The sequence below is a fragment of the Streptomyces sp. NPDC043176 genome, from assembly GCF_056436715.1.
In genome coordinates this window covers 56,577-74,422 of sequence record NZ_JBWKCA010000010.1, presented here as the reverse complement: position 1 = coordinate 74,422, position 17,846 = coordinate 56,577, and the positions used below count along the sequence as shown (strand labels likewise).

Annotated in this window: 18 protein-coding genes; 3 read left to right on the top strand and 15 right to left on the bottom strand. The window is 72.1% G+C overall.

What is annotated here, in order from left to right; genetic code table 11:
* Position 1: 1 nt before the first annotated feature.
* The 3 genes from AC067A_RS18370 to AC067A_RS18360 all read left to right on the top strand — a co-directional run bounded on the left by AC067A_RS18370 (position 2) and on the right by AC067A_RS18360 (position 2,120).
* Positions 2 to 961, top strand: a complete 960-nt coding sequence (locus AC067A_RS18370) for an ABC transporter substrate-binding protein (protein ID WP_479243501.1) — start codon at positions 2 to 4, stop codon at positions 959 to 961.
* A gap of 143 nt (positions 962 to 1,104) precedes the next feature.
* Entirely contained in the window at positions 1,105 to 1,467 is a 363-nt protein-coding gene (locus tag AC067A_RS18365; protein WP_479243500.1) for an STAS domain-containing protein, read from the top strand.
* Positions 1,468 to 1,862: 395 nt separating this feature from the next.
* A complete protein-coding gene (locus tag AC067A_RS18360; protein ID WP_479243499.1) occupies positions 1,863 to 2,120 on the top strand; it encodes a DUF6400 family protein in 258 nt (85 codons plus the stop codon).
* A gap of 216 nt (positions 2,121 to 2,336) precedes the next feature.
* Here AC067A_RS18360 and hypE read toward each other — a convergent pair whose 3' ends face one another.
* From hypE to AC067A_RS18285, 15 genes are all read right to left on the bottom strand, one after another.
* Positions 2,337 to 3,377 carry a hydrogenase expression/formation protein HypE gene (hypE, locus tag AC067A_RS18355; RefSeq protein ID WP_479243664.1) on the bottom strand — a complete coding sequence of 347 codons (1,041 nt, stop codon included), beginning with the start codon at positions 3,375 to 3,377 and terminating at the stop codon, positions 2,337 to 2,339.
* 49 nt (positions 3,378 to 3,426) lie between these two features.
* On the bottom strand, positions 3,427 to 4,611 hold the full coding sequence (gene hypD, locus AC067A_RS18350) for a hydrogenase formation protein HypD (RefSeq protein WP_479243498.1): 1,185 nt from the start codon (positions 4,609 to 4,611) through the stop codon (positions 3,427 to 3,429).
* Positions 4,608 to 4,925: a HypC/HybG/HupF family hydrogenase formation chaperone gene (locus AC067A_RS18345; RefSeq protein ID WP_479243497.1), complete on the bottom strand. Its 318-nt coding sequence runs from the start codon at positions 4,923 to 4,925 to the stop codon at positions 4,608 to 4,610. Before AC067A_RS18345 ends, hypD begins: the two co-directional genes overlap by 4 nt.
* Positions 4,926 to 4,935: 10 nt before the next feature.
* The gene (hypF, locus tag AC067A_RS18340) at positions 4,936 to 7,389 is read right to left on the bottom strand and encodes a carbamoyltransferase HypF (protein WP_479243496.1); all 2,454 of its coding nucleotides are present in this window, start codon (positions 7,387 to 7,389) and stop codon (positions 4,936 to 4,938) included.
* Entirely contained in the window at positions 7,386 to 8,081 is a 696-nt protein-coding gene (hypB, locus tag AC067A_RS18335; RefSeq protein ID WP_479243495.1) for a hydrogenase nickel incorporation protein HypB, read from the bottom strand. The genes hypF and hypB overlap by 4 nt, the downstream gene beginning before the upstream one ends.
* A gap of 2 nt (positions 8,082 to 8,083) precedes the next feature.
* Positions 8,084 to 8,509, bottom strand: a complete 426-nt coding sequence (locus tag AC067A_RS18330; RefSeq protein ID WP_479243494.1) for a hydrogenase maturation nickel metallochaperone HypA/HybF — start codon at positions 8,507 to 8,509, stop codon at positions 8,084 to 8,086.
* A gap of 139 nt (positions 8,510 to 8,648) precedes the next feature.
* A complete protein-coding gene (locus AC067A_RS18325) occupies positions 8,649 to 8,789 on the bottom strand; it encodes a DUF6893 family small protein (RefSeq protein WP_479243493.1) in 141 nt (46 codons plus the stop codon).
* Positions 8,786 to 9,316 carry a hydrogenase maturation protease gene (locus tag AC067A_RS18320; protein WP_479243492.1) on the bottom strand — a complete coding sequence of 177 codons (531 nt, stop codon included), beginning with the start codon at positions 9,314 to 9,316 and terminating at the stop codon, positions 8,786 to 8,788. The genes AC067A_RS18325 and AC067A_RS18320 overlap by 4 nt, the downstream gene beginning before the upstream one ends.
* Positions 9,313 to 10,710: a hypothetical protein gene (locus AC067A_RS18315; protein WP_479243491.1), complete on the bottom strand. Its 1,398-nt coding sequence runs from the start codon at positions 10,708 to 10,710 to the stop codon at positions 9,313 to 9,315. The genes AC067A_RS18320 and AC067A_RS18315 overlap by 4 nt, the downstream gene beginning before the upstream one ends.
* On the bottom strand, positions 10,707 to 11,345 hold the full coding sequence (locus tag AC067A_RS18310) for a DUF6084 family protein (RefSeq protein ID WP_479243490.1): 639 nt from the start codon (positions 11,343 to 11,345) through the stop codon (positions 10,707 to 10,709). Before AC067A_RS18310 ends, AC067A_RS18315 begins: the two co-directional genes overlap by 4 nt.
* Positions 11,342 to 12,001 (bottom strand): DUF5947 family protein, encoded by a 660-nt coding sequence (locus tag AC067A_RS18305; protein WP_479243489.1) that lies wholly within the window; start codon positions 11,999 to 12,001, stop codon positions 11,342 to 11,344. Before AC067A_RS18305 ends, AC067A_RS18310 begins: the two co-directional genes overlap by 4 nt.
* Positions 11,998 to 12,555, bottom strand: a complete 558-nt coding sequence (locus AC067A_RS18300; RefSeq protein WP_479243488.1) for a hypothetical protein — start codon at positions 12,553 to 12,555, stop codon at positions 11,998 to 12,000. Before AC067A_RS18300 ends, AC067A_RS18305 begins: the two co-directional genes overlap by 4 nt.
* Entirely contained in the window at positions 12,552 to 14,336 is a 1,785-nt protein-coding gene (locus AC067A_RS18295; protein WP_479243487.1) for a nickel-dependent hydrogenase large subunit, read from the bottom strand. Before AC067A_RS18295 ends, AC067A_RS18300 begins: the two co-directional genes overlap by 4 nt.
* Positions 14,337 to 14,423: 87 nt before the next feature.
* Entirely contained in the window at positions 14,424 to 15,506 is a 1,083-nt protein-coding gene (locus AC067A_RS18290; protein ID WP_479243486.1) for an NADH-quinone oxidoreductase subunit B family protein, read from the bottom strand.
* A gap of 34 nt (positions 15,507 to 15,540) precedes the next feature.
* Positions 15,541 to 17,265 (bottom strand): hydrogenase maturation protein, encoded by a 1,725-nt coding sequence (locus AC067A_RS18285; protein ID WP_479243485.1) that lies wholly within the window; start codon positions 17,263 to 17,265, stop codon positions 15,541 to 15,543.
* Positions 17,266 to 17,846: the final 581 nt, after the last annotated feature.

Here is a 17,846-nt window from a genome sequence, read left to right as displayed (position 1 = left end):
GATGGCTCGCACACGTCTCGCCGCTCTCGCGGCCGCCGTCGCGCTGACGGCACTCACCGGCTGCGGCGCAGCGGACATGACCCGCCAGGCCTCCCCGTACGCCGCCGCCGAAGGCTCCCGCACGGTGACGCTGTCCGTACAGTCATGGGTGGGTGCGCAGGCCAACGTCGCCGTCGCCCAGTACCTGCTGGAGCACGAGCTCGGCTACCGGGTCGACACCGTCCAGATCGACGAGGTGCCGGCCTGGGACGCGCTCAGCCAGGGCCGGGTCGACGCCATCCTGGAGGACTGGGGCCACCCGGACCAGGAGAAGCGGTACATCGACGACAAGGGGACGATCGAACGGGGCGGCGATCTCGGGGTGACCGGTCACATCGGCTGGTTCGTGCCCACGTACTTCGCCGAGCAGCACCCGGACGTCACCGACTGGAAGAACCTGAACAAGTACGCCGATGCGTTCCGCACCGCGGAAAGCGGCGGCAAGGGCCAGCTGATGGACGGCTCCCCGTCCTACGTCACGAACGACAAGGCGCTCGTGGACAACCTCGGCCTCGACTACCAGGTCGTGTTCGCGGGCTCGGAAGCCGCGCAGATCACCCAGATCAAGCAGTTCGCCAAGGAGCACAGGCCGTTCCTGACCTACTGGTACAAACCCCAGTGGCTGTTCGAGAAGGTCCCGATGACGGAGGTGAAGCTGCCGGCCTACGAGGAGGGCTGTGACGCCGACCCGGAGAAGGTGTCCTGCGCGTACCCGCACACGCCGCTGCAGAAGTTCTTCAACGCCCGCTTCGCCGAGGGCGGGGGCGACGCCGCCGTCTTCCTGAAGAGGTTCCGGTGGACGACCGACATGCAGAACGACGTCGCCTTGATGATCGCCGAACAGAGGCTGTCGCCGCAGGAGGCGGCCGGCCGATGGGTGAAGGACAACGAGTCCACCTGGCGGGCGTGGCTCCCGTCCTGACGTGAACGGGGGTACGGCCGCGGCCGACGGATTGGCTCGGATGGGTGGCCGATTTCCCCCGCAGTGGGGATCTTCGCGTCGCCCGGGGGTGAACGAACGCGATCGCTCGTTGCCCGACCCGGGCGAGCGCCGGTTGATGGTGCGTGAGTACATCGACTACCAGCCCGATACTGGCCCACGACACCGACCGGCATGACACGGGCGCCGACACCGCGCCCTGCGCCATAGTCCTCCCTTCCTGCGCTCCGGTCGGTGACACGCTGGTCGTTCACCTGGCCGGTGAGGTCGACCACTACAGCGTCGCGCCCGTTCGCGAGATACTCGCCGCCGCCCACGGCTTCCGCGGTCTGGTTCTGGACACCTCCCGCGTGACTTTCGCCGACTCCGGTCTCCTGGCCTTGCTGGACAGCTGGACCGGCCCTCACCGCCGCGTCCGGATGACGAACACCTCCGCCGCCGTGCAGCGTCTTCTCGACGTCGCAGCGGCTGCCGGGCGGCACCGGTGAGCTGACTCCCACCGCGGCTGTCGGTCATGGGTGCCGGGCGTCTGCCCGGCACCCTTCCCGTCCTCACCGAGGCCGACTGCTGCCGCCGGGAACGCGGGGTGCGGGACGGGCGGACGTGCTGGGTGAAGAGCCCTGCGCGCACGGTGGGGCGGAGGGGCATCGATGGATCTTGATGGTGGAGCCGCCGCGGGACCGGCCCATCCCGTGGTCCTCCGGCTCGATGCGCGGGGTCCGTCGGACGGCTGCGGCCGTGCCGTCCCACAGCGGCCTCCACGTGGTCGGCATGAGGTGCGCCACAGGGGCCGTCGAAGGCAGGTCGGACACTTCCGTACGCGCTGTGCGCTCTGGTAGACGTGATGGCGTACGCGTTCGATTCCCCCCCGAAAGCCCCGCCCATGAACCACGAGCCCGACCCCCGTTCCGACCTGGTCGGCTTCAGCATCGACCTCACCGTCGAGGAGGCGCGTCGGCGTGCCGGGGTCGTGGCGGCCCTCGGGCCCGACTGGGATCCCGTCGCCGTTCTGCGTGAGGAGGAGGCGGCGCACGCCCTGCTGTACTCGGGCCTGGACGAGGAGCAGCAGAGGCTTCACGCGATGCTGGTCGCGGCCGGTGTGCTGCCCGGGGAGGCGCCAGGCCGTGCGTCTTCCGCTTGATCCCCACGCCGACCCGGCTCGGCGGGCCTGGGTCGCGTGCCCGGGCTGCGACGACGCCCGCGACTGCGGGACCTGTCTGGACCGCCGGAACTGCCGGAGTCACTGGCGCTATCTGATCGGGAACAACGGGCTCCGGGTCCACCTGCAGTGCCCGAACTGCACCCACATGTGGACCCTCGACACCTCCCGTGCGCGACGCGGCCGCCGGGCCTGAGCTCAGCAGATCCGCGGCAGCTGCTCTCCGAGCGGCATGTCCACGACGCGCGTGCCCCCGAGTCCGGTACGGGCCACCACCATGCCCGGGTGGGTCTCGACCGCCTCGCCGATCACCGCCGCTTCGGTGCCCAGGGGGTGGGCGCGCATCGCGGCCAGTACGGCGTCGGCGTGGTCACGCGGGACGAAGGCCACGAGCTTGCCCTCGTTCGCCACGTACATGGGGTCGAGTCCGAGCACCGCGCAGGCATTGCCGACCGCTTCGGGCACCGGAACGGCACGCTCCTGGATGACGACTCCCGTGCCCGACGCCGCAGCGATCTCGTTCAGCGAGGCGGCCAGGCCCCCGCGCGTGGGGTCGCGCAGCACGTGCAGGTCCTTCGTGACGGCGAGCATCGCCTCCACGAGGCCGCCGAGCGGTGCGCAGTCGCTGTTGATCTCGACTCCGAATTCGAGGCCTTCCCGCACGCTCATGATCGCCACGCCGTGCATGCCGATCGGGCCGCTGACGATCACCACGTCTCCGGGCACCACCCGTTGCGGGCGCAGGTCGACTCCGTCGGGGATCAGCCCGATCCCCGAGGTGTTGATGTAGACGCCGTCGCCGTGACCGGCCTCCACGACCTTGGTGTCACCGGTGACGACCTGGACGCCGGCCGTGCGCGCCGCCGCACCGAGGGCTCGCGCGACGCGGGCGACCACGTCGGTCTCGACGCCTTCCTCCAGGATGAAGCCGCAGGAGAGGTGGCTCGCCCGGGCGCCGCTCATGGCGAGGTCGTTCACGGTGCCGTTGACGGCGAGGTCGCCGATGCTGCCGCCGGGGAAGAACAGGGGGCGCACCACGAAGGAGTCCGTGGAGAACGCGAGGCGGGCGCCGCCGATCCGGATCTCGGCCGCGTCGGCGGTGTGTGCGAGGGCCGGTCCTCCGTAGGCGGGCGCGAAGACGTGCTCGATCAGCTCGGCGGACAGGGTGCCTCCGCCGCCGTGGCCCATGACGATGCGTGACTGGTCGCGCAGTGGCGCCGGGCAGGTCCAGGCGAGCATGTCGGGTGCCGGCTGCGCGGCGTCGACCGCCGGGGTGGTGCTGACGGTGTCAGGCAAGGGGGCTGCCCTCCAGGGAAGCGGTGACCGGGGACGGGGTGCCGGAGGCCGCGCGGGCCGGCGCGGGAGGTCGCTGTCCCGGGGTCGCCGCGTCGAGCCGCCGGTAGAGGTAGTAGGCGGCGCAGGCGCCCTCGCTGGACACCATCGTGGCGCCGAGCGGGGAGCGGGGCGTGCAGGTGGTGCCGAAGGCCTCGCACTCGTTCGGTTTCAGCAGGCCCTGGAGGACTTCGCCGCTGCGGCACTCGGCGGGCTCGCGGGTGTCGATTCCCTCGACGGAGAAGCGGTGCTCGGCGTCGTGGTCACGGTAGCGTTCGGACAGGCGCCAGCCGCTGTCCGGGATGACGCCGATGCCGCGCCAGGCCCGGTCGGTGATCTCGAAGACGTCGCTCAGCATCGCCTGTGCCGCCGGATTGCCCTCGGCCGTCACGGCGCGCTGATAGGCGTTCTCGACCCTGTGCTCGCCCCGCTCCAGCTGCAGCACGGTCCTGCGTACGCCTTCCAGGATGTCCAGCGGCTCGAATCCGGTGACCACGATCGGCACCTGGTGGCGCTGTGCGAGTTCGGGGTACTCGGCCGTGCCCATCACGCTGCAGACGTGGCCGGCGGCGAGGAAGCCCTGGACGCGGCAGTCCGGGGACCGCATGATCGCCTCGATCGCCGGGGGGACGCGGACATGGGACACGAGCAGGCTGAAGTTACGGATGTTCCGCCTGCGCGCCTGGTGGACCGTCATCGCGTTGGGCGGCGCCGTGGTCTCGAAGCCGATGCCGAAGAAGACCACCTCCCGGTCCGGGTTCTGCTCGGCGATGCGCAGCGCGTCGAGCGGGGAGTAGACCACTCTGACGTCGCCGCCCTGCCCGCGGACCTGGAACAGGTCGCGGCCCGTGCCGGGCACGCGGAGCATGTCGCCGAAGGAGCAGAAGATCACCCCAGGCCGGGAAGCGATCTCCAGGGCCTTGTCGATCATCTCCAGCGGGGTGACGCAGACCGGACAGCCCGGGCCGTGGATCAGCTCGATCTCGGGGGGCAGGAGCTGGTCGATGCCGTGCCGGATGATGCTGTGGGTCTGGCCGCCGCAGACTTCCATCAGGGCCCAGGGGCGGGTCACCGTCGCGCGGATCTCGGCGAGCAGCCGGCCCGCCAGGTCCGGGTTCTGGAACTCGTCGATGTACTTCACGACCGCACCTCTCCCTGAACGTCGTCCTGCGTCTGCCACTCGCTCACCGCGGCCTCGGCGGCCTCCCACGGGTCGCCGAACTCCTCCTGGAGCAGGCCGAGGGTCTCGAACAGCTCCAGCGTCCGCTTGGCCGACTCCTCGTCGAGCCTCTGGAGGGCGAAGCCCACGTGCACGATGGCGTACTCACCCGGCTTCAGGTCCGGCAGGTACTCAAGGCACACCTCCTTGACCACGCCGCCGAAGTCGACCGTGGCCATGCGGGTGCCGTCCCGGTCCTCGACGGCCAGCACTTTTCCGGGTACCGCCAGGCACATGGGTGTCTCCTCACTGTCGCTCTCGTCGTGGCGTGCCGGAGGCCGCCCGGTCCGTGGTCCTGGCGGCCACGACGAGCTGGCCGAGAGCCAGACCGCCGTCGTTCGGCGGGATCGAGTGGTGGCGCAGCACGGTGAAGCCGTCTTCCCGAAGCCCTTCGGCGCAGGCAGAGGAGAGCACCGTGTTGGCGAACACCCCTCCGGTCAGGGCGACGGTCTCCACGCCGGTCTCGCCGCGGGCGGCGGCGCAGACCGTACGCACCAGCCGGGCCACGGCGCGGTGGAACCGCGCCGCGACGACGGCCGCGGAAGTCCCCTCCAGTACGTCGGCGGCCACCGCCGTCAGAAGGGGCGCGGGGTCGGCGGCCAGCGGGGCGCCGGCCCGCGGCGGGCCGAGCCGGAAGGCGTAGCGTCCGTCCTCCGCCGCATCGGGGGCGCGCAGGGCCGCGGCCTCCAGCTCGATCGCGGCCTGCGCCTCGTATCCCGCGTGATGGCAGATCCCCACGAGGGACGAGACGGCATCGAACAGGCGCCCCATGCTGGACGTGGGCACGCAGTTCAGCCCGCGCGCCAACTGCCTCTCCAGGACGGGAAGTTCTCCGGGCGCACAGGCTCGTGTGCAGGGCAGGGCACGGTCGGCGGCGAGGCCCGCGGCCCTCAGGTGGGACAGCGCCATGCGGTACGGTCGCCGTACGGCCGCGTCGCCGCCGGGCAGGGGCACGTAGGCCAGGTGCGCGAACCGCTCGAACCCGGTGTAGTCCGCGAGGAGGAACTCACCGCCCCACACGGCGCCGTCGAGACCGTAGCCGGTGCCGTCGAAGGCCACGCCGATCACCGGACGCGTGCCGTCGAGACCGTTCTCGGCCATCGCCGCCGCGACGTGCGCGTGGTGGTGCTGTACGGGGACGACGGGCCGTCCCGCCGCGTGTTCGCCGGCCCAGCGGGCGGACCGGTAGGCGGGATGGCGGTCGGCGGCGAGCAGTCCGGGCCGTACGCCCGTGACGGACTCCAGCTGCCGCTCGGCGGAGGCGAGGGCGAGCTGGGTGGCGAGGTCGTCCATGTCGCCGATGTGGGCGGAGAGCCAGGCCTGGCGCCCGTCGCCGAGGCAGAAGGTGTTCTTCAGGTCTCCTCCGACGGCGAGGGCGGGGGCGACCTCGACGGGCAGCGCGACCGGCAGCGGCGCATAGCCCCGGGAGCGGCGCAGCGTCAGCTGTTCGCCGTCGCAGACGCGGACGACCGAGTCGTCACAGGGCACGTGGATGGGCCGGTCGTGCAGCAGCCAGGCGTCCGCCAGACCGGCGAGCCGTGTCAGGGCCTCCGCGTCGTCCGTGACGATGGGTTCGCCCGCGAGATTGCCGCTGGTCATCACCAGCAACCGGGGGCCTTCCCGGTCCGCCGAGCCGAGGCCGAGGAGGAGATGGTGCACCGGGGTGTACGGGAGCATGAAGCCGAGGTCCGGGCTGCCCGGCGCCACCGCCCGCGCGGGCGCGGCCCCGTGGCGCGGGCGGGCGTCGTCGCGGCGGCGCAGCAGGACGACGGGCCGGACGCCGCCGGTGAGGAGTTCGCGTTCGAGGGGGCCGAGGTGCACGAGGGGCTCGACGTCGGCGAGGTCCGCGGCCATCATCGCGAACGGTTTGTCACCGCGCGCCTTGCGGCGGCGCAGTTCGGCCACCGCGTCGGGGTTCGTCGCGTCGCAGGCCAGGTGGTAGCCGCCGAGGCCTTTGACGGCGAGGATCGCGCCGGAGGCGAGCATCCTGCGGGCGGCGGTGACCGGATCATCGCCGGGGTCACGGCCGGGGTCGGCCCCGTCGGAGTCGGAGGCCGGATCGGCACCGCCGGGGGCGGGGCCGCCCGGCGCCGTGACCAGCCGTAGCCGGGGCCCGCAGCGGGGGCAGGCGACGGGCTGCGCGTGGAAGCGCCGGTCGGCCGGGTCCGCGTACTCCCGGGCGCAGTCCGGGCACATCGGGAAGCCGGCCATGGTGGTGTGGGCCCGGTCGTAGGGCAGTCCCGTGACGATGGTGAACCGCGGGCCGCAGTTGGTGCACGTGATGAAGGGGTGCAGATACCGTCGGTCGGCCGGGTCCGCGAGCTCCGCGAGGCAGTCGTCGCAGGTGGCCGTGTCCGGCGGGACGAGGGTGCGGCCGGCGCCGCCCTGCCGGGAGGGCACGATCGTGAATCCGCTGCCGCCGCTCGCGGTCACCTCGGCCGCCTCGACCGACTCCACCCGGGCCAGGGGCGGGGCATCGGGCGCGAGGCGGGCGCAGAAGGTCGCGACGGCCGCGGGGTCTCCCTCGACCTCCGCGACGACGCCGTCCGCCGTGTTGGTGACGTGGCCGGACAGGCGCAGCCCGGTGGCGAGGGCGTAGACGAAGGGCCGGAAGCCCACGCCCTGTACGACCCCGCGGACGACCACACGGCTGCGCCGCGGGCCTGTGACGGGTGCGGTTCCGGGCCGCGCCGTGGTCACGCGCCGGCCCGGGCCATCACCGGGGTGTGGACGCGGTTCCCCTCGGCCGTGGCGAGGGCCCGGTCGAGGAGCGCGCCGGCTCCCCTGCCGTCGCGCACCGAGCTGAGGACGACCTCGACACCGGGGTTGACCTGCTGCACGTGGGCGCGGAAGGCCGCCTCGTCGAACTCCGCGGCCCCGGCCATGTCGGTCTTGGTGACGATCACCAGTTGGGCGAGGCCGAACGCGGTGGGGTACTTGAGCGGCTTGTCCTCCCCCTCGGTGACCGAGGCGAGTACGACGCGGAGCGACTCTCCGAGGTCGTAGCCGGCGGGGCAGACGAGGTTGCCGACGTTCTCGACGAAGAGCAGCCGGGTGGACTCCGGCAGCCAGTCGTGGAGGTGCCGGGCGACCATGTCGGCCTCCAGATGGCAGAGGCCGTCCGTGAGCACTTGCTTGACGGGGACGCCCGAGCGGGCCAGGCGGCGGGCGTCGTTCTCGGTGGCGAGGTCGGCGGTGAGCGCGGCGGCGCTGACGCCCCGTTCGCCGGCCAGACGCAGTTCGCGCTCCAGCAGGGCGGTCTTGCCGCTGCCGGGGCTGGAGAGCAGGTTGACCACGGTGGTGCCGCGGGCGCTCAGCTCGGTGCGCAGGATGTGTGCCGCGGCGTCGTTCTTGGCGAGGACGGCGCGCTGGAGGTCGACGGCTCGGCACATGCTCAGCTCTCCTCGGTGATCGGGTGGCGAGGCTCTTCGCGCGGCGCCTCGGGGTCGGCCCGGCGGCCCGCCCGGACCTCGGGGTCGGCCCAGCGGACCTCCCGGATCTGGAGTTCACGGCCGGAGACCAGTTCGGCGGCTGCGGCGCCGCAGCCGGGACAGAGCAGCCGGGGCGGCATGCCGACCGCCCAGTCCTCGGCGCACGGTGCGCAGCGCGCGGTGCCCGGGACGGTACGGGTGATCAGTTCGGCGCCCTCGACGACGGTTCCGGCGCAGGCGAGCTCGAAGCAGAAGGCGAGGGCGTCGGCGACGACGCCGGCCAGCTCGCCCACGTCCAGTTCGATGCTGCTGACGCCGACGGCCCCGCGGGACTTCGCCGCGGCCTCGACCTGGTCGACGACGGCGACCGCGAGGGACATCTCGTGCATCGGTCTCCGTCCTGGGCGCGGGGGTGGGTCTCGGGCGCCATTAGAGAACGGGGGGCGGCGGGGGCACGCCCGGCACGCCGGGACCGGACGGCGGTGTCGTCCGTTCGGTGCAGTCGCCGCCACCGGCCCCGTGGGTGCGTCACATCCTCCTGATGCGCAGATAGCGCCGAAGGTCGGGGAGGGCTCCGACGAAGACGGCCACGACGGCCAGGGCGGCGGTGGCGGCGGCTGCGGCGCCGAGGACGTTCCTTTGCATGGTGCTCTCCGTTTCGGTCTTCATACGACGGCTTCCTGACGGACCAGTTCGGTCACCATGCGCACCGCCTCGGGCACGGCCGCGGCGACCTGCGGGCTGAGCCCGATGCCCTCGTCGAGGCAGGCCGGTTCGCAGCCGACGACGAGGATCCGCCGTGGCGGCGCGACCCCGGTTCCCGCGCACAGGGTGTCGAGCAGGGCGAGGACGGCGTCGGGCGTCATCCGGTGGCCGTCGAGCGGGGCGGGTTCCCTGCCGCGGGCGCGGTCGCCGGTCGCCGAGGCGTCGATCAGATAGAGCGTCCCCGGTTCACCGCCGCGGGCGGTGACGTCGACGAGGACGAGGGTGTCCCAGCCGTCGAGGAGCTCGTAGGCGAGATGGACGCCCCGGACCCCGACGTCGGCCAGCTCGACGGAGGCGGGGAGTTCCTCGCGGGCGAGCCGCCGCAGGGCCTCCACGCCGAAGCCGTCGTCGCCGAGGAAGATGTTGCCCACCCCGGCCACGAGGGTGCGGGCCTCGCCGGCCGGCCGGGGGTCGGGCGCCGGGCCGTTCACAGGTCCTCCAGGGCTTCGACCTCGTCGGGCTGGAAGTAGAGGAACCGGCCCTGTTCGCGGCGGATGTCGGCGCCCGGGTCGTCCTCCACGGTCACCGCGATGTGGACTCCGCCGTCGACGTCGTGGAGGACCGCTTCGACCAGGGCGCCGCGCCCGTCGAGGAACAGGTCCTGGGCGTCCGAGCGGCGCAGCCGTGGGCGCAGGACGACCCTGCTGCCCGCGCGGACCTCGCGTCCGTCGACGAGGACGTGGTCGCTGCCCGGATCGACACCGGCGTCACCGCCCGGGTCCCACCAGGGGGTCTCCGGCCGGAGGACGTCGTCGGCCGGTTTCGGCGGCCCGGTGACGCTCTGGAGGCTGCGTACCGCTCCGTGCAGACGCTCCAGGACTTCGGGCGGCATGGTGTCCGCCAGCTCGATCACGGCCGCGGCGCGGGCGTCGGTCCCTCTGGCCTCGCGCTTCTCCTCGTCGGTGAGGGCCGCGGTGCGCAGGGCCAGGATCTCGTCGATCTCGGTCGCGTCGTAGAGGGCTCCCGGACTCTCGGGCGCGATGGCCGGGTGGTCCTCCAGGATGATCGGTGAGGAGAGCATCAGGTCGTCGCGGCCGGGTTCGCCGGCCAGGACGGGCCAGGTGTGCAGGTTGCGGCAGGCGGCGACGGCACCCTTGGCCCATTCCGGCGGGTCGGTCATCGAGAGGAAGGAGCCGCCGTCGACACGGAGCAGCGTGTGGGTGGCGACGAGGGAGTACGGCAGTGCCGCGTGGCGGTCGGTGTCCCGCCCGGCAGTCCAGTCGCTGGTGTTCTCCACCGTGACCGAGAGTCGCTCGACGCGGTACGGGCCGTCGAGTTCGGCCGCCGAGATCCGCAGGGTGCCGCGGATCTCCTCGCGGCGGCGTACGAGTCGGCCGAGGACGCGTCCGTCGGTGTCGGTGACCTCCTCCGTCTCCTCGGCGGCGGGGCGGCCGAAGGGCAGGGCGGTGCCGTCGCCCCTCAGTTCGGCGACGGGGACGACGAGGGTGACGCGCTCCTCGACGCCCTCGTCCCAGGCCACCAGGACCCTGTCGGCCAGCCGGAGTTCGCCGGTCGGTGCGAAGGTCCCGTCCTCACGGAGTTCCTCGACGGTACGCCGCTGGGCCCGCAGGAAACGGACCTCCACGGCGAGTTCGGCGCCGGTCCTGGGCTCCATGAGGCACTCGGTGAGCTGGAAGTCGTGCTCCTCGGTGGCGGCGCTCCAGGACGGCGGCACCAGGACCCCGAACTGCCAGCGGAGCCGGTTCTTCGCGGCGGACGCGCGGTACGGATAGAGGACGTACCCCTCGAAGAGGACGGCGTCGGCGACGTGCCGGGCGACGGCGAACCGTGCCTCGGTGCCGGGAGGGAAGGCGACGGTGGTCATCGTGTCCTCTCCCCCGCCGCTTCGAGCAGGGACTCGACGGTGGCCTCCCACGACGGGAGGGCCCGGCGCGAGCGGTAGGCGAGCAGGGCGTCCATCGCGTCGCCCGGGAGCCGGATCCATCCGCAGCCGGGGAAGTGCTGGTCGATCATCTCGCGCCACACCTTCACGGGCATGCGGTGGGAGACCTCCTTGTCCCAGGGAACGGGCTCGACGTGGAAGCCGCCGGCGCCGGTGAAGGCGGTGCCGGAGAAGAGCAGGAGCAGCGGGACGTCGCCGTCGGAGAGCGCCCGGAGGTAGCGGGACGCGGCGATGTCGGTGTCGTAGGTGCACGGCACGACCAGGTCGGTCTCGATCTCGTCGGTGAAGCCGGGCACCATGACGGAGGCGTGGGCGAACTGGACCGGGTTGAGGCTGCTGCCCCACCGGGAGCGCTCGCCGAAGAGGTCGCCCAGGGCTGCGGCCTCGTGGTCGTCGTAACCGCGCCGGGCGGGTTCCACGCGGATCTGGCAGCGCAGGGCCATGGCGTGGACCCGGGTGCCGCCGGTGGCGGTGATCCGCAGCCGGAACACGAGCGTGGGTCCGGCGGCGTAGGCGTCGGCGCGGACGTCCGTGCAGTCGAAGGAGAACTCGGTCACGGCCGGCTCCCCTGCGGCTCGCGGGCCAGGCCGCGGACGTGGGTGAAGAGGTCGTCGAGGTCCGCCCGCGCCTCCGCGCCTCCGTCGAAGCCCTGCCAGTGCAGTCTCATGCGGCCCACCAGTTCGTAGCAGAGGTCGATCGGCACGAGGAAGCACTCGGTGCGGCCCTCGTGGCGACGCAGCAGCAGGGCCTCGACGTCGGGTTCGAGGTGGGCGGCGAGCCGGGTGGCGTCGAGGACGGACCGCCAGGCCTCTTCGTCCGGTTCGCTCTCGGTGGCGCCGGCGGGGCTCGGGTAGAGCACCACCGGCCTGTCGAGGGCGGAGTTGCGGAAGAAGAACGCGACCGAAACCGGGATCCGCAACGATTCCCAGGCCCGGTCGTCGATCCGGTGGCCCGGGTCGCTCAGGAAGCGGCCCGGGACCGCCCGGAACCGCCCCGGGGAGGCGGCGGAGCGGTCCATGAGCTGCGCGCACGGGCCGCAGGCGCAGACCAGGGCCCGCTTGTCCGTGTCGACGAGATGCGGGTGGCGCTCCTCGGCCGCCAGCGGGGCGCCGCACAGTTCGCACCGCTCCTCGCGGGGCGGTCGGGGGGTGGTGAAACGGCGCAGGCCGATGGGCCCCGGGGGGCGCACCACGCTGTTCGGCGGCCCGTTCACCGGGCGGCCGATGAGCGGCCGTCCGCGCCCGTGAGCGACGGACGGGTGCCGATCTGAAGCAGCGCCGGTTCGCGCGGGGTGGCGCTCTCCAGCTCCACGCCGGTCACCTCCGGGGCGAAGCAGGCGAGGGCGTCCACGGCCGCCTGACGTACGGACTCCTGGGTGCCGGAGCAGCCGCAGCCGGTCGAGGCGGTGACCCGCAGCCGCAGCACGCCCGTCGCCGGGTCGAATCCGGCGTTCTCCACGGGCTGCGGCAGGGCGGACAGGGCGCGGTCGATGCGGGTCGGCGCGTCCTCGGGGTGCAGTCCGTGCAGGGTGAGGAGGCTTGCGACGAGTTCGTCCGCGAGCAGCGGGCCCAGCGGGTCGGCGGGCGGGCGGGCGGCGGGGCGCCCGAGGAGCTCGACGACGCGGGCGATGCCGCTGCCGTAGAACTCCATGAGGACGCGTACGACTTCCTCCGCGGCCGCGCAGGCCTCGGCGTCGCCGTTCTCGGCCAGCCGGTCCAGGACCTCCTCGACCCGCCGGCCCGCCTCTTCGGCGGTGGTCGCGCTCATCCGGCCAGACCGCTCAGGCCGGTGGGCACGTGCATCTGCTTCACGGTCCTGCCGTTGCCCGTGTACATGTGGACGCCGCACGGCAGGCAGGGGTCGAAGCTGCGCACGGCGCGCATGATGTCGATGCCCTTGAAGTTCTCGGGCGTGTTCTCCTCGAAGATCGGGGTGTTCTGCACCGCGTCCTCGTACGGACCGGGGGTTCCGAACGTGTCCCGTGTGGAGGCGTTCCACGGCGTCGGCGGATAGGGGTGGTAGTTGGCGATCTTGCCGTCCCTGATGACCATGTGGTGCGAGAGGACGCCCCGTACGGCCTCGGTGAAGCCGACACCGATGGACTCGTCCGGCACCTCGAACTTCTCCCACGTCTGCGTGCGTCCGGCGCGGACCTCCTCCAGGCCCTTCTCGGCGCAGTGCAGGGCGACGGCGGCCGCGTACGCCTGGAAGTAGGTCCGGGCGCGGTTGCGCTCCAGGGCGTTGCTCCACTTCGGGATGTTCCACTCGAAGGTGGTCTCCGGCTTGGTCATCGTCCGGGGCAGGTTGATGACGACGCTGTGGCCGGTGGCCTTGACGTAGCCGATGTCGACGAGGCCGGAGAGCGCGGTGGACCACAGGCGCGCGATGGGACCGCCGCCGGTGTCGAGTGCCAGGTGGTCCTTGCCGTCGAACCAGCGCGGGGACATGACCCAGCTGTACTTGTCGTCGAAGTTCCGCTTCTGCGGGGCCGGGATCGTGTGCTGGTTCCAGGGGTGACGCGGGTCGACCGGGTTGCCCAGCGGATCGTGGGTGACGAACTGCTCCTGGCCCTGCCAGTCCTCGTAGTACGAGCTGCCGAGCAGGATGCGGATGCCGAGGTTGATCTCGGTGAGGTCGTTGGTCACCAGCTTGCCGTCGACGACGACACCGGGGGTGACGAACATCCGCCGGCCCCAGTCGGTCATGTTGGCGTAGGTGAAGTCGCAGTGCTCGGGGTCGTTGAGCGCGCCCCAGCAGCCGAGCAGCACCCGGCGGCGGCCGACCTCCTCGTAGCCGGGCAGCGCCTCGTAGAAGAAGTCGAAGAGGTCGTCGTGGAGCGGGACGACCCGCTTCATGAACTCCACGTAGCGCATGAGGCGGCTCATGTAGTCGGTGAACAGCTGCACGGACGCGATCGTGCCGACACCGCCGGGGTAGAGGGTGGAGGGGTGGACGTGCCGCCCCTCCATGAGACAGAACATCTCCCGGGTGTAGCGGCTGACCTGGAGCGCTTCCCGGTAGAACTCGCCTTCGAGGGGGTTGAGGGAGCGCATGATGTCCGCGATCGTGCGGTAGCCGTGCTCGGCGGCGTGCGGCGCCTCGGTGCGCTCGGCCAGCTCCAGGACTCCGGGATTGGTCTCGCGGACCATCTTCTCGCAGTAGTCGACCCCGACCAGGTTCTCCTGGAAGATGTTGTGGTCGAACATGTACTCCGCGGACTCGCCGAGGTTGATGATCCACTCGCCGAGGTGCGGGGGCTTCACGCCGTACGCCATGTTCTGCGCGTACACCGAGCAGGTCGCGTGGTTGTCACCGCAGATGCCGCAGATGCGGCTGGTGATGAAGTGCGCGTCGCGGGGGTCCTTGCCCCGCATGAAGACGCTGTAGCCGCGGAAGACGGAGGACGTGCTGTAGCACTCCGCGACGCGCTTCTGCTTGAAATCGATCTTCGTGTGGATGCCGAGGCTGCCCACGATCCGGGTGATGGGATCCCAGGCCATCTCCACCAGTCCGGAGCCGTCACCCGTCGTCTTCGCCGGAGATGCCATGGTCGTTGTGGTGCCCTTCGTCAACTCTTCGACTACGCGAACAGTGGGATGGATAGGGTCTGCGGGGGTGGAGCGATGACGTCACGGTCACCAGGGCGGCCGGTAGCCGGTGGTGATGCGCTCGCCGGTGTGCCGCCACTTCGGCTCCTTGTCCACGGTCTTGGCCGTGATGGTCCGCAGGCGGCGGATGACGGAGCCGTACACGCCGCTGGCGGTGCTGGAGACCTTGCCGCCGGGGGGTTCGTCCATGAACGGCATGAACTTGTCCGGGAATCCGGGCATGGTGCACGCGATGCAGATGCCGCCGACGTTCGGACAGCCGCCGATACCGTTCATCCAGCCGCGCTTGGGGACGTTGCACTTGACGACGGGCCCCCAGCAGCCGAGCTTGACCAGGCACTTGGGCGAGTCGTACGTGGAGGCGAACTGGCCCTGCTCGTAATAGCCGGCCCGGTCGCAGCCCTCGTGCACGGTCGCCCCGAACAGCCAGGTCGGACGGAGCTTGTCGTCCAGCGGGATCATGGGCGCGGAGCCGGCCGCCTGATAGAGCAGGTAGGTCAGGGTCTCCGCGAAGTTGTCCGGCTGGATGGGACAGCCGGGCACGCACACGATGGGGATCCCGGCGTGCGACTTCCAGTCCCAGCCGAGATAGTCCGGGAGACCCATCGCGCCGGTCGGGTTCCCCGCCATGGCGTGGATGCCGCCGTACGTGGCGCAGGTGCCGATCGCGACCACCGCGAGGGCCTTGGGGGCCAGCCGGTCGATCCACTCGCTGGTGGTGATGGGCTGACCGGTCTCCGGGTCGTCGCCGAAGCCGCTCCAGTAGCCCTCCTGCTTGATGGCCTCGTTCGGGATCGATCCCTCGACGACCAGCACGAAGGGGTCGATCTCGCCCCGCTCCCCCTTGAAGAACCACTCGATGAACGTGTCGGCACCGCCCACCGGACCGCACTCGAAGTCGATCAGTGGCCAGTGGACCGCGATCCTGGGCAGCCCTGGCAGCCCCGCGAGGGCGATCTCCTCGATGCTGGGCTGCATGGCGGCGGTCAGGGCCACCGAGTCTCCGTCGCAGCTCAGACCCGCGTTGATCCAGAGGATGTGGATCGGCTTCTCTTCGCTGCCGGGTGCGGCACCCTGGTCCTCGACCGGGGCCGGCTGTACTGCGCTCATGCGTCGCCTCCTGAGGAGGGATGGGGCGAAGGCCTCATGTCGGGCCTGGGTCTTGCTTAACAGTCGGCCGATCCGCCCGCGCCCGCACCTGGGCCGTTCGGGAGCGCCGCTCGGCGGGGGCCTCCTTTCGGACGAAGGCCCGGCGGCGCGCGTGGTAAGTCGCGGCGGGATCATCGAAGATCGACCGCATCCGGGAGAGCTCCCGCTCCCGGTGGGCCGCAAGGGGAGCGACGCACTCCAGGCGCTCGTGCTCCGCCTTCTTCGCCGCGATCCGCCGCTGGAGACCGTCACGGGATGCCAGGTGGAGGGCCAATCGGGTGATCTCGGCGGCGAACTCCCCGGGTCCGCAGTCGACGACCCGGTCGACGAGACCCATGTCGAGCGACGCCGCCGCGGACACCGGCCGGGCCTCTTCCACGAGGCGCGCGGCCAGGGCCTCGCCCACCTTCCCGGGCAGAGTGCGGGTCCAGTACTCCGATCCGTACAGTCCCATGCGCCGGTAGTGCGGATTGAGCACCGACCCCGAACGGCACCAGACCTCGTCGGCCGCGAGGGCGAGCATCACCCCGCCGGCGGCGGCGTTGCCGCCGATCGCGCTCACGACGAGCCGGTCGGTCGTGGTGAGAACCGCCTCGACCAGGTCGTTCATGGCGTTGATGTTGGCCCATGACTCGGCGGCGGGGTCGGCGGCGGCCTCGATGACGTTCAGATGGATGCCGTTGGAGAAGAAGTCGCGCTGCCCGCCGAGCACCAGGACGGAGGTGGGGCGGCCGCGGGCGGTCTCGTACGCGGCCAGCAGGCGGCGGCACTGGTCGGTGCTCATCGCGCCGCCGGGGAACGAGAAGGACAGGACGCCGACCGGCCCCCGCTCCCGGTACCGGATGTCGGACCAGGTCCGCCGGCCTGGCGCCGGGTCGGCGGGGGCCGGCAGTTCGGGGAGCTCCGGCAACCGGCCGGCGAGGGCCAGGGTGGCGGGGAGCTTGCAGGCGCGCGGCCTGCCGGGGCCGGTGCGGGCGCGGAGCTCGGGGATCCACACCGCACCGTCCGCGGTGGCACGGCACACCGCGCCCGCCCGGGTGGCAAGGAGCGCCCCGGGCCGCCCGTTCATACCGTCCTCCGGGTGGCCTCCGTGCAGGAACCACTCGGCACCGAGCAACCGGTCCGGTACGCCGGGCTGGGAGTCGGCGGCCCGCAGGGTGCGCAGCACGGTCTCGGTGCTGTCCTCGTTCCACGAGATACGGCGCTCCTCCTGGCGGAGGGCGGGACGGGCGCGGATCTCGCCCGTCTGCGGAAGCGGTGTCGCCCCGGCGGCGACCCTCTCGACGGCGAGGAGCACGGCGGCCACAGCGGCGTCGGACAGCTCGTTGCGGTACAGGTCGCTCTTGCCGACCTCCGGGACGCGGAAGGTCTCGGACGCCCAGACGTCGCCCGCGTCCATCTCTTCGTCGGCCTGGAGGACGGTGACGCCCCACTCCTCGGCCCCGTCGTGGATCGCGTGGTCCAGCGAGGACGGGCCCCGGTCGCCCACGGGCCCCGGGTGCACGATCAGGCAACGGTGCGCCGCCCACACGTCGCGGGGCACGACGGCCTTCAGCATGGGCGCCACGACCAGATCGGGCGTGTGGCGCGCCACGGCCTCGCGCACGGCCGCCCCGTCGGGGGTGACCTCCACGGGGACGGTGTGCCCGCGGTCGCGCAGCTCCACCAGGACGCGCTGGGTGAGGCTGTTGAAGCTGCTGGCGACGAGCAGGATGCGCATGGGCGGCCTTTCCGGGTCGCGGGGGACGGTGCGGCCCTGGGAACCGCGGTCCACCAACCGCCTGCGATCATCGGGCAGCACGAGCGGGGCAGCGGGGTGGCGGAGCCCGCACCTCACCCGTTCGAGGTGTGCGTCCGACCGATTGGCGGCCTGGTCGCCGCAGGGCGCGGTCCGGGAGACGCGCCATGGGTCCCGTGGGAAAATCGAAGTCCGACAGGTATGCGGACGCATCCCTCTCGCACGAGAGGCAGGTCGGCTCATGGCCGAGAAACCGAAGTCCTCCAGGCCCTCGCGCGGCGAGCCGAGCCGTGACGGTATGGCCGGGCATCACGGATGGTCACCCGACGTGGACGAGACGCGACAGCAGGAGAATCCGAGCGCTTCGCGTTCCTTCCACCCCGAGAAGCACGCGCCCCCGCCCGGCAAGGGTCGGAAGGTTGCCAAGGAGGAGGAACGGAACGTCCCCGGCGACACCGTTCACAGCGACACGACCCGAGGCGAGAAGCGAGGCCGCTCGTCGGAGAAGGGCATGCGCGACACCGGCCGAAGGGGCCGGTCGCAGCGTCCCAGCGGCACGAAGG